This window comes from Enterococcus pseudoavium NBRC 100491, assembly GCF_001544295.1.
GTDB lineage: Bacteria > Bacillota > Bacilli > Lactobacillales > Enterococcaceae > Enterococcus_A > Enterococcus_A pseudoavium.
In genome coordinates, this window is sequence record NZ_BCQF01000009.1 from 42,214 (window position 1) to 54,585 (window position 12,372).

Annotated in this window: 12 protein-coding genes; all 12 read right to left on the reverse strand. The window is 41.6% G+C overall.

Features of this window, described 5'->3' with window-relative positions; all coding sequences use genetic code 11:
• Window position 1: 1 nt before the first annotated feature.
• The gene (locus EP1_RS05970; RefSeq protein WP_067624975.1) at window positions 2-577 is read right to left on the reverse strand and encodes a TetR/AcrR family transcriptional regulator C-terminal domain-containing protein; all 576 of its coding nucleotides are present in this window, start codon (window positions 575-577) and stop codon (window positions 2-4) included.
• An 11-nt stretch (window positions 578-588) separates the two neighbouring features.
• Window positions 589-1,590 (reverse strand): Holliday junction branch migration DNA helicase RuvB, encoded by a 1,002-nt coding sequence (gene ruvB / locus EP1_RS05975; protein ID WP_067624979.1) that lies wholly within the window; start codon window positions 1,588-1,590, stop codon window positions 589-591.
• A 13-nt stretch (window positions 1,591-1,603) separates the two neighbouring features.
• The gene (gene ruvA / locus EP1_RS05980; protein WP_067625149.1) at window positions 1,604-2,197 is read right to left on the reverse strand and encodes a Holliday junction branch migration protein RuvA; all 594 of its coding nucleotides are present in this window, start codon (window positions 2,195-2,197) and stop codon (window positions 1,604-1,606) included.
• Window positions 2,198-2,300: 103 nt separating this feature from the next.
• Window positions 2,301-3,761, reverse strand: a complete 1,461-nt coding sequence (locus EP1_RS05985) for a helix-turn-helix domain-containing protein (protein WP_067624982.1) — start codon at window positions 3,759-3,761, stop codon at window positions 2,301-2,303.
• A gap of 50 nt (window positions 3,762-3,811) precedes the next feature.
• The gene (locus EP1_RS05990) at window positions 3,812-4,510 is read right to left on the reverse strand and encodes an LrgB family protein (RefSeq protein WP_376716070.1); all 699 of its coding nucleotides are present in this window, start codon (window positions 4,508-4,510) and stop codon (window positions 3,812-3,814) included.
• Window positions 4,491-4,919 carry a CidA/LrgA family protein gene (locus EP1_RS05995; RefSeq protein WP_067624990.1) on the reverse strand — a complete coding sequence of 143 codons (429 nt, stop codon included), beginning with the start codon at window positions 4,917-4,919 and terminating at the stop codon, window positions 4,491-4,493. Before EP1_RS05995 ends, EP1_RS05990 begins: the two co-directional genes overlap by 20 nt.
• 218 nt (window positions 4,920-5,137) lie before the next feature.
• Window positions 5,138-5,566: a peptide-methionine (R)-S-oxide reductase MsrB gene (gene msrB / locus EP1_RS06000; protein ID WP_067624993.1), complete on the reverse strand. Its 429-nt coding sequence runs from the start codon at window positions 5,564-5,566 to the stop codon at window positions 5,138-5,140.
• Window positions 5,567-5,754: 188 nt separating this feature from the next.
• On the reverse strand, window positions 5,755-6,312 hold the full coding sequence (locus EP1_RS06005; RefSeq protein ID WP_067624996.1) for a Maf family protein: 558 nt from the start codon (window positions 6,310-6,312) through the stop codon (window positions 5,755-5,757).
• Window positions 6,313-6,373: 61 nt separating this feature from the next.
• Window positions 6,374-8,362, reverse strand: coding sequence for a DNA mismatch repair endonuclease MutL (mutL, locus tag EP1_RS06010; protein WP_067624999.1), 1,989 nt, complete (start codon window positions 8,360-8,362; stop codon window positions 6,374-6,376).
• Window positions 8,363-8,393: 31 nt separating this feature from the next.
• The gene (gene mutS, locus EP1_RS06015; protein WP_067625002.1) at window positions 8,394-10,958 is read right to left on the reverse strand and encodes a DNA mismatch repair protein MutS; all 2,565 of its coding nucleotides are present in this window, start codon (window positions 10,956-10,958) and stop codon (window positions 8,394-8,396) included.
• Window positions 10,959-11,047: 89 nt separating this feature from the next.
• Window positions 11,048-11,413, reverse strand: coding sequence for a YlbF family regulator (locus tag EP1_RS06020; protein ID WP_067625005.1), 366 nt, complete (start codon window positions 11,411-11,413; stop codon window positions 11,048-11,050).
• 15 nt (window positions 11,414-11,428) lie between these two features.
• Window positions 11,429-12,223: a TIGR00282 family metallophosphoesterase gene (locus EP1_RS06025; protein ID WP_067625008.1), complete on the reverse strand. Its 795-nt coding sequence runs from the start codon at window positions 12,221-12,223 to the stop codon at window positions 11,429-11,431.
• Between the last annotated feature and the right edge of the window lie 149 nt (window positions 12,224-12,372).

The window sequence follows — 12,372 nt, forward strand, 5'->3', positions numbered from 1 at the left end:
CTTACTGCTCATGCCAGTCTTTTTCATATAAACGGTAAGCAAAAAATTCAATGTCCTTCGCAAAACGAAACAATTGAGCTGCAATGGTGATTGGCGGTTGACTGGCATCAGCCAAAAGCCAATCCGTTAAAATCCCGCCGCAGCCATGCGCTAAAAAGCGAGCATAAAATTCTTTGTCTGCCACAGAAAGCTGACCTTCTCGATCGACATCCGCAAATAATCGGACAAATAACCGTTCCGCCAGTTGATTAAACTCTCTCGTCAAGATTTTGGGAACAGCCGTCACTGTATTCAAATAAAATTGATGACAATTCTGCATCTCTTTTAACATCTCCAGAACAGATTCTTCCCAATTTGTCAGTGACAACTCATCAGAGACTAAATACTGCAGTCCCCGTTGATAATACGCATAACGCAAGAGATCATTTTTATCTTTAAAATGATAATAAAATGTTTGGCGGTTCAATCCGGTCTTTTTACTAATATCTTGGACTGTGATTTTGTCATAATTTTTTTCTAAACATAATGCAACTAACGCTTGAACAAATATTTCTTTTGTTGCCTTTCCTTCCGCCATCGTTTCACCTTCTATGCTTGATAAGGATAATTAAAATGTTCATATGCTAAGGGTGTGGCCATCCGTCCGCGCGGGGTTCGTTTGATGAAACCTTTTTGGATCAAATAGGGCTCATACATATCTTCGACGGTTTCCCGTTCTTCACCGATATTTACGGCTAAAGTGCTCAAACCAATCGGACCACCATGATACAGTTCAATCATGGTTTTCAATAATTTTTGATCGATGTGGTCCAAGCCGGCTTCATCGACTTGCAATAATCCTAGCGCTTGATCGGCGATTTGTTGATTAATTACTCCGTCTGATTGAACTTGAGCAAAATCACGGATTCGCTTCAACAAACGATTGGCGATTCGTGGGGTGCCCCGTGAGCGGCGGGCGATTTCGATTGCGCCTTCGTCTACGACCTCCGTTTGAAAGATATCAGCTGACCGTAAGACAATCTCGCGTAGATCCTCTTCCTTATAATATTCCATATGGGAAATGATCCCGAAACGATCCCGTAAAGGGGCTGACAACATTCCTGCCCGCGTTGTTGCGCCAATTAATGTAAACGGCGGTAAAGGAAAATGAACGGGGTGAGCGGTCGGTCCTTGCCCAACCATAATATCGACGTAATAATCCTCCATCGCAGAATATAAGGTTTCTTCTGCAACCCGCGGCAAGCGATGAATTTCATCGATAAACAGGACATCACCAGGCTCCAGCTCATTTAAAATCGCTACTAGGTCACCGGGACGTTCGATTGCGGGGCCACTAGTGGAACGAATCTGAACATCCATTTCATTAGCGATCACCATCGCCATCGTCGTTTTACCTAAGCCAGGTGGTCCGTACAACAAAACATGATCCAAGGCTTCTTGCCGCTTTTTGGCCGCTTCAATATAGATTGACAATTCTTGCTTAACTTTATCTTGACCGATATATTGGGCAAGATAACGAGGACGCAATGATTTTTCTAAACTTTTATCACTCTCATCGGCATCCGGTGAAAGTATCCGTTCTTCATCCATTTAAATTGCCCCCTTATTTCTTCATCATTAATTTCAACGCTGCCCGCAAATAATCGTCGGTATTTGGCAAACTTTCTTTTGCTAAAACTTTTTCGACTTTTTTGATTTCCTTTGGACTATAACCCAAAGCCTGCAGTGCTTCCATGGCTTCCGATAAGGCCGTATCATCGTTGCCTTCATAGAATAGTGACATAGGATCATCGACTAATTCGGTTAATTTGCCTTTTAGATCCAAAACCATTTGTTGCGCGGTCTTCTTACCGACACCAGGAAATTTCGTTAAATAGGTCACATCACCCGCTTCAATCGCTTGAATCAAGCCTTGCTGATCATCGTTTGCCATGATCGCTAACCCGCTTTTAGGCCCAATTCCAGATACTGACAGCAAGCGTAAAAATAATTCTTTTTCGGCTAATGTTTCAAAGCCGTACAACAAATGAGCATCCTCCCGAATGATCTGCTGTACGTAAATCGTCACAGACTGTTCCATTTTACTACTATAGCGATAGGGGTTCCCTAATGCAATTTGGTAGCCGATGCCATTGACATCCAATACTACATAACTAGGACTGATAAACGTTAACCTTCCCGTAATATATTCGTACATGATTGTTCCTTTCTGATTGCAACTTCTGCCAGCCTGTTCAAAATGAACAACGCTGACAATTCTGCACATATGTTCTCATTATTTTAGCATAAAAAAACGACGGTTAAAAACTTTTACCGCCGAATCCTTGCAATAGCGTCAGCAACGCTAAATAATCCGTCATCTGCAATTCCTCTGTGATCGCCAAAGTTGGGACTTGGTTGGTCTGATCCAGTAAACTAGTAGTTAAACAAATATCGCTAGCCGCAAGACTATTCACAAAAACAACTTGATAATTTTTTGATAAAAATTGTCGTAGTTCATCTATTATTATGTTTTCTTCAAACTCTGGCAAGTCTGTCTGCAAAAAAATCCGTAAAACGGGCTGGACAGTCAGTTCTGGCAACCGGCGCAAAACCGATAAATAGCGGCCAAATAAAATCGAGTCACTTTCACCGAGTTCTCTTAAACTCTCAGTTATAAACGCCACCAGCGGCGCTTGTTGTTCATGCATCTTCGTCCAGAAAAGTTTCCCATTGATATTAAACTGAATCATCGGAAACAAGCGCTGATACAAATGACCGCTGATTAAATAGTTTTCTGCTTGTAAGGCTTGAAACTTCTCCCAAGTCTTCGGATTGTTGATTTTATTTTTTAACACCTGATTCAGCGCAGCAACTTCGTCCATCACTGAAAACGGCGCCTGCCTTAATAACTGGTGAATCTGCTGACTAATAGCCGGTACATGATAATATTCTTCCCGCGTTAGTAGATTTAAAAATAAATTGCTTAAAGCTGATTTATTACGAAAATACGTAGGCATCACCCGGCTGACTTGCTGGTAAAAGGCCTGGAACAAAGAATTAGCGACCAATGTCTGCTGATAAATCGAATCTTCCGTAAAAGAATAGCCTTGGACCTCCCGTAGTAAATGGGTCGCCAATAAGTATTTTAAGCGCTGTTCTTTGATTGGATTCAACTCGACTTGAAAGAACTGTTGAATCGCATTGCTAATTTTCCTGACTAAGTCGTGCTGTAATGGTGCAAAGGGCCAGTCTTTCCCCCGAAACAAACGCCAGTAGTAAACAGACAAATACATTCGAATTACCGACTCAGCTGCTTGAAATGAAACGACACCCCGTTCCACAGTTAATTGCAGTGGCTTTAGTTCTCTCTGCAAAGCCTTGATTTTACGACGAATCGTAGACTCACTGCAAAACAACTGCTGACTTAACTCGCTAACTGTCCGCGCCTTGCCAATCACTACTAAATTTAATAACTGATATGTCACAGAATGGCGAATCAAATCCACCAAAAATTGATTTTGTTCCATCATTTGATTGGCAATTACTAAGTGATACTGTTGACCTCTTTCCTCAAACAAAAGCAGATCCGTCTCGGTAAAACGCCGATATTTTTTACTCAACTCTTCTAAGAGACGTTGGACACTCCGCACATCTAGCTGCAAGGCAGTCGCCAGCTCGCTTCTTTTATAATATCCTCCATCAGCCATCTGCTCTAACAGATGCACACCTAAATAAATATCTTTTTCATAATTTTGTAATTCCAGCGCTGTAAGATACATAAAAAAACTCCTTCATACTTCATTTTACCAAAGCATGCAAGGAGTAGACATTAAATCGTTTCAAACAAACGAAATAATAGCGGTAATAAGGCGACCGTCGCTAGCCCGTTGATACAAATACATAACCCGGCCAAAATTCCTTCCAATTCGCCTATCTCGATTGCTCGGCCCGTACCGATTGCATGAGAAGTACTCCCCAAAGCAATCCCTTTTGCCACAGGACTGTTGATTTGAAAAATCTGAAAAACTTTCGTCCCCACTAAAGCACCAAAGATCCCCGTTGAAACGACGATCGCTAACGTTACGGGAGAAATTCCACCCATCTGGCTAGAAAGATCTACTGAAATTGCCGTAGTCACCGACTTCGGCAATAGTGAAACTACGATGCCGCGATTCAATGAAAATAGGCGACCGATTCCCACACTGAGTAAGCAGTTTAATACTACACCTACCAAAGTTCCTAAAATCACCGGCAAAAAATATTGCTTCAACTTATCAAAATTTTGATACAGTGGCAATCCTAAAGCAACCGTCGCCGGCGTAATCATCATGGTAAATAAGTTGCCCCCAAGATTGTAAGATTTATAGCTAATCCCGCTAAATTTCAACAAGACAATAATAATGATGACACTAGCAATCAGCGGATTGATCAAAGGGAGTTTGACTTTGGCCAAAAATTTATCCATCAAAGTATAAATCAACAAAGTTAACGCTAATCCGAAAAGCGGATTATTCGCCAGCGCTGAGATCATCTGCTTCACCTCGCATTTTTTCAACACTTTCAATCAGACGAACTTTTTCAGCTCGACTTTTCTGACTGATTTTTTCGATAAATTCAGCTGTCTTACCAACCGCTACTAAAGAAACCAGCGAGCAAACAACCACTGCACCAAGCAGAATCGGCCAAATATACTTGATTGCATCGTAATATTGCATTAAGCCGACACCAGCTGGTACGAATAAAATTGTTAGATGATTCAACAAAAAATTCGCAGTCTCTTCAATTGCTGCTGGTTTTAAGAGCTTTGTTTGAAAAGAGAGAAATAATAATAAAATCCCAATAATACTGCCCGGTACTGGCAGATGAAGAAATATCCGTAGCCCTTCACCGATAAGTGAATAAAGTAATAATAAGCTTAATTCTTTAAACATTTTCATAACTATCGCCTTCTCTAAAATAGTGATGTTTCTAGTATAGCGAAAAATACGCGGACAGAGCTCCAAATTTTGTGAAATTTTCATACATTCTCTGAAAACAAAACAAGAGGGGGGACAAAATTTTGTCCTCCCTCTTGTTTCCAAATACACGCTGTTCTAAAAAAACTTCTTCAAAAATCCCTTCTGATTTCTTGAAGCTAACCACTTCTATTACAACCTCACTCAACAAGTTCTTTATATTCACCATAACCAGCTTCAGCCATTTCCTCAAAAGGAATAAAACGTAAGGCTGCGGAATTAATACAATAGCGTAAGCCGCCTTGATCTTGTGGGCCATCGTTGAAAACATGACCTAAATGTGAATCTGCAGCTTTACTGCGAACCTCTACTCGATGCATTCCATGGGAAAAATCTGCTTTTTCAGCCACACCCCGCTTTTTAATCGGACGAGTAAAGGCTGGCCAACCACATCCCGCATCGTATTTGTCACTGGATGAAAATAACGCTTCACCACTGACTACATCAACATAGATTCCCTTTTGATAAAAGTCATCATATTTACCTGAAAAGGGGCGTTCCGTGGCATTTTCTTGCGTTACTGCATATTCCATTGGTGAAAGTTGCTGTTTCAATTCAAATTGATCCATTGTTCTCTCCCGCCTTTAAAATTTCTTGGAATACATTAAGCATACGCTCGTTGAAGCAAAGATACGAAGAATTTGCTCACAGTTGATTGGAAAAAATTTTCTCTATGAACTAAAGAAGTTGTGCTCATAATTACTGCTCATCATTTAGACAAAAAAGGGCACGACAAAATTTTGCCATGCCCTTCCCATCAATCAGGAAATTTTTTCAATAATTGGTTCACTGCACCGACAGGAAAACCCACAATACTGTAATAATCGCCTTCGATTTTTTCAACAAAGACTCCCGCACCATTTTGAATACCGTAAGCGCCCGCCTTATCCTTATAATCATCGCTGTCGAGATAACGATTAATCTCAGCATCCGTCAGTGAATAGAAGGTCACCGTCGCCGAACTCAGCGTTTCTTCTAACTGTTTTTCTTTACGCAATACAACGGATGTATAAACTAGATGACTGCCGCCGCTCATACTTTTCAGCATGGCAAACGCTTCTTCGCGACTCTTGGGTTTACCTAAGATTTGTTCGCCCAACACCACGATAGTATCGCTGGCGATCACTAAGGCTTCTGGATGCTCATCAGCAATCACCGCAGCTTTTTGCCGGGCCATCGCCATGACATAATCGATTGGTGAATATTGCTCCTTGACTTCTTCATTAATATCCGCTGGCTGAACGATAAAATCAGGCATCAACCATTGTAACAATTCGCGACGTCGGGGAGATTGTGAAGCTAAAATGACTGTCATAACTCTGCTCCTAATTCTAGATAGAATAATTTTATTCGTTGGCTTTTGTAATTCTCATTTCTTAATGCGGATCTTGGATTCGTTTAAACATATGCTCCATATCACTGTTGCTGAAATGAATCAGTACAGGACGTCCATGGGGACAGTTAAATGGATTTTCACATTGCGCAAGGTCAGACAATAAGACCCGCGCTTGCGCCTCATCCAAATGATGATTGGCTTTAATCGAGCGTTTGCAGCTCATCATGATTGCCGTAGCTTCGCGGAATTTTTTGACGCTGACAGAACCAGTGAGTAGCAGCATATCAATCATCTCACGAAAAATACTCTCTTCTTGGCCTGCCGGATACCACGTTGGATGGGCTCGAACAATAAAGCTATCGGGACCAAATTCTTCCAAGTAAATTCCGACCTCTTGTAATAATTCAGTCTGCTCCTTCAGTTTGATTGCATCATTGTTGGGATAATCCAATACAAAAGGTACTAACAATTCCTGCAAATCATCAGAGACATCGCCAATTTTTTCACGGAAATACTCATATTTGATCCGCTCTTGGGCGGCGTGCTGATCGACGATGTATAAGCCGTCTTTGCTTTGCGCAAACAGATAGGTCCCATGCATTTGCCCAAAGTATTCCAACATTGGAAAGCGTTCCTTTGGCTGTTCTTTTTCTAGCTTGCTAATCGCCTGTTCGATGACTTTTTCCCCTGATTGGGTACTCAAATCAAATTCGGGATGATCGGTAGTAACTAACTCTTCACAAGTTTCTTCCGCAACGGCTGGCGTTTCCAACGGTACCGCCGTTTCCGATACTAGCGAGATTTTTTCTTCCAGTAATGGCGCTGAAAAATTATTCTCCACTTTTTTTTCTTGAAAAGCAACGGGGACTTCAGTATCTTCGGCTACTTTAGGCTCTACATAAAAAATCCCCGTCTTAGGATCGTAATTCAAATCACTTTTTTTCTTCGGTTGCTCTTCTAAGGGCAAGTCTAATTGTTCCGTTTGGATTTTTTCAACCTTGCGTTTGAAGCTGGGGTTTTCACCGACATCAGGAATTAAATTGATCTGGCGCAAACTTTCAGCGATTGCATGACTAATCAAATTCATTAGTTCTTTTTCCTTCGACAAACGAACTTCTTGCTTCGTTGGATGAACATTTACATCGACCAACAATGGGTCCATCGTAATCTCAAGGACAGCGATCGGATAACGTCCCACCATTAGTTTAGATTGGTAACCATTGATGATTGCTTTATTCAGCGCATAATTTTTGATATAGCGACCGTTGATGATCACCGATAAATAATTTCGACTCGCTCGCGTCACTTCTGGCAACGATACATAGCCGTTTAAGGTAAAGTCTAAATCTTGGGCTTCGACCTTCAGCATCTTTTTAGCTGTCGCCACACCATAAATACCGGCAAGTGTCTGTTTTAAATCACCACTGCCGCTGGTACTTAACATTTTATGACCATCATGAACTAAACGAAAGGCCACGTTCGGATGACTCAAGGCCATCCGATTGACGATGTCTCCAATATTCGATAGTTCTGTTTGTAGTGATTTGACATATTTCAAGCGGGCTGGTGTGTTGAAGAATAAATTTTCCACCGTGATCTTGGTTCCCGTCCGTAAAGAAGTTGGTCGCTGCTCTTCGATTTGTCCGCCCTTTAAGAACAAGTAAGAACCTTGAGCTTCATCAACGGTTGCCGTTTCCAAAGTCAGTTCCGAAACCGAAGCGATCGACGGTAAAGCTTCCCCACGAAAGCCCAATGTGCGAATTCGGAAAAGGTCATCACGGTTATGGATTTTACTGGTAGCATGGCGTTTAAAAGCATTTTCGACATCGTCTTGTCGAATCCCTTCGCCATTATCCACAATTTGAATTTTTTTCAACCCGGCTTCTTCAATCAAAATATCAATTTGCGTCGCCTTGGCATCGATCGCGTTCTCAACCAATTCTTTGACGACGGAGGCTGGTCGTTCAACGACTTCACCTGCGGCAATTTGATTCGCTAGGCGTTCGGATAATTCTTGGATTTTCCCCATCGAATTCCTCCTATATTTCTAGATCTTATAATTAAATCCGTTTTTGTAATTCGTATAGGAAGTTTAATGCTTCCATCGGATTCATTTCAAGTAAATTGGCTTTTTTAATACTATCTACTACACCAAGTTCGGCGGTTGACACTTCACTAAATAAAGAGAGCTGTTCGTTTTCTTCGACCTCTTCAACCTCTTCAACCTTTTTCTGAACCGGTGTATCGGCTTCTAATGCGGAAAGGATGGTCGCCGCACGGGATAATAATTCCGTTGGCATGCCGGCAATTTTCGCCACATGGATCCCATAGCTTTTATCAGCCGGTCCATCCATTAATTTATGCAGGAAAACCACTTCACCATTTTGCTCCACTGCTCCAACATGAACATTTTTCAATTGTGGCAAGCTCTCTTCCAAAACCGTCAATTCGTGATAATGGGTCGAGAATAAAGTTTTCGCTTTTACATTTTTATGGATATATTCAATGATTGCTTGGGCTAAAGCCATACCGTCATAGGTCGCGGTCCCCCGCCCTAATTCATCAAACAGGATCAAACTGTTAGGTGTTGCATGGCGCAATGCTTGATTGGCTTCCATCATTTCCACCATAAAGGTTGATTGACCAGCGATCAAGTCATCACTGGCACCAATGCGGGTAAAAATCTGATCAAAAATCGGCAGCTCAGCACTTTCAGCTGGAACAAAGCAACCCATTTGCGCCATGATTACCGTCAATGCCAATTGGCGCATATACGTACTTTTCCCGGACATATTCGGCCCTGTAATCAACAGCAACATTTCATTAGGATTCATATGAACACTATTGGGAATATATTCTTGATGCCCCAATACTTTTTCGACGACTGGATGACGGCCTTCTTTGATTTGTAAATTGTGCGTGCCGACTTCCATGGTTGGCTGCACATATTGATAGCGTTCACTGACAGTCGTAAAACTTTGCAATACATCGGTCGCACTCAAGCTTTTCGCTAATTTTTGCAAGCGCGTGATAGCTTTTTTAACTTCGTTTCGAACTGCTAAAAAGAGGTTGTATTCTAGTGCGACCGATTTCTCTTCCGCCTCTAAAATCAAGGTCTCTAGCTTTTTCAATTCTGGTGTGATGAAGCGTTCCGCATTCGCTAAAGTTTGTTTCCGTTCATATTTGCCTTCTTCCAAGTTGGCAAGGTTTGACTTCGTGATTTCAATATAGTAGCCAAAGACACGATTGTAACCGACTTTTAAGTTTTTGATGCCGGTTGCTTGCCGTTCACGCGCTTCTAACTCAGCCAACCAAGTCTTACCGTTTTTCATGGCTTCGCGGTATTGGTCTAATTGTTCATTGTAGCCGTCTTTGATGACATTTCCTTCGGTGATCTGCAGCGGTGCTTCATCGTTGATGGCTTTTTCAATCAAGGCGACTAAATCATCCATTGGTTCCATATCGACCAGTAGATCGTTCCATTCCCCTTGGTTGATGCCAGTCAATAATTGACGAATTTGTGGCACTTGCATCAAGGAAGTCTTCAATTGGATCAAATCACGACCATTGACATTACCAAATGCGACCCGTCCTGCTAAGCGTTCCAAGTCATAAACTTTCGTCAATGTCTCATTTAGATCCATACGCTCAAAATAAGCGTTTAATAAAGAAGATACCATCGCTTGACGAGCGTTGATCTGGCGCTTTTGGATCAATGGACGATCAATCCATTGCTTCAATAAGCGACCACCCATCGCCGTCTTCGTTTCATCTAGTAGCCATAAAAGCGTCCCTTGTTTTTTGCCCGTCCGAATCGAACGAGTCAATTCTAAGTTGGTTTTAGAAAAATAATCCAACTTCAAAAAATGCTCAGGTTGATATTCTTCCGCTTTTTGAAGATGACCTAAGCTACGTTTTTGGGTGACAGATAGATAAGTCAGTAGTTTCCCGGTCGCTTCTCTTTCCAGTTCATCTGTGATATCCGCAGTTAAAAAACTGAACTCCGCGTTGTCTTCAATCGTTTCTTGATGAGAAAAGACTAAGCCCAAGCGCTCCGCTAGATTTTTCTGCAAGCCTTCCGGGATTTCACTGCCTAGAACGATTTCTTTCGTCTGCAAAGCAGTTGCTTCGTTCATCACGGCTTCTTCATCCTGAAGCAAAGCCGTTTTTAGTTCACCAGTTGACAGGTCGACATAGGCAAAACCAAATTTGTCTTTAACTTGAGTGACTGCGGTCAAAAAATTATTGGTTTTGGCTTCGATGCCTTTGCCTTCCATCACAGTGCCTGGTGTAATCAATTGGACCACTTCCCGCTTGACCATGCCTTTAGCTTGTTTAGGGTCCTCCATCTGTTCACAAATAGCGACTTTATAGCCTTGTTCAACTAGAGTGTCGATATAGCCTTGTGCTGAATGGTGGGGAACTCCACACATAGGGATCGGGTCATCCGCATTACGATTGCGGCTGGTCAATGTCAGCTCCAATAATTGCGAGACTTTGATCGCATCGTCATAGAACAATTCATAAAAGTCCCCTAGACGGTAAAATAAAAAGGCATCTTTGTATTGTTCTTTGATCGCCAAATATTGTTCCATCATTGGCGTATTCTTCGTTTTTTGAGGCATGAATGCTCCTCCTTGTTTCTCATTTATCTATTTTTACTCATCATGCGAATTTTTGCACTCCACTGTTTCAATAAAAAAATATACTGGGTTTATTCATCACTGTCTAATGCGTGATTGACCTCTTTTTGGATCAGCGTAGTTAAATGCTGCAGCAAATCATTCGCCTCAATCAATTGTTCACGATACTCCAGCACCAATGGATGTTGATTAAATTCTTCCGTTAATTGGTCGGCTTTTTTTAAAGCTGCCCGCTCGGCCTCCGGCTTGCCGTAATGAGCAAATTGAACTGCTTCTCTTTGTGCCGTTTTGATGCCTTCTTCCAACTCTTGTAAGGCATCATTTTCAGCTACCTTTTTTTGGAGCTGTTGATAGCGGACAATCACTTCATTTTCCTTTAATAAGGCCGTTAAATGTGTTAAAGCCGCTTTAACGGCGGCTTCTTTTTCCAGATTCATTTGATCCCTCTGTTTCTATTCTCTAAATGGCCGATCTTCATTGATCATAATCGGTTCTATTTTTTGGGCATGACCATTTTTATCAATGTCAATCACACAAGCCGATAAAATAGCGCGGCCGTCTTCAATGACTTCGAAACGATGTGGCAGTGCCGTTAAAAATTTCTCAATAATTGCTTCTTTTTTCATTCCTAAGATTCCATCATAAGGTCCCGTCATGCCGACATCAGTCAGGTACGCCGTCCCTTTAGGTAAAATCCGGGCATCATTGGTTTGAACATGGGTATGAGTTCCGACTACCGCTGAAACACGGCCATCTGCAAACCAACCCATCGCTTGTTTTTCACTAGTAGTTTCTCCATGAAAATCAACAAAAATATAGGGGGTACGCTTTTGTGCTTCTGCAATCAGCTGGTCGCCAATACGAAAAGGATCATCTAAATCGGCCATAAATGAACGGGCCTGTAAATTGATGATGGCTAATTCTAAATCATTTACCTTCACAAACAAGTGACCTCTTCCCGGAGTACCTGCCGGAAAATTAGCTGGTCGAATAATTTTTTTGGCTTCTGGAATAAAATCAAAAATCGCTTTATTATCCCATGTGTGGTTTCCCATTGTGACAACATCAACACCATCTTGTAAAAACTTCTTGTAGATTTTTTCCGTGATTCCACGACCTGCTGCCGCATTTTCTCCGTTGACAATCGTCAACTGTGGATGATATTTCTTTTTCAATCGTGGCAAATAATCGCTCACCATTTGCCGCCCTACTGAACCAACAACATCTCCAATGAATAATAAACGCACTTTTTTTCCCCTTCTCTAGTTAAGCATCTTGCCTTATTATAGTTGTTTTTGCTTGAAAATAAAAGATTCCATCCAGATCGTTTGAATTAAATTAAAACAGAACTAGGACATTGCTGAATAGCCACATTATTTGTAGCACGGATGTCAGC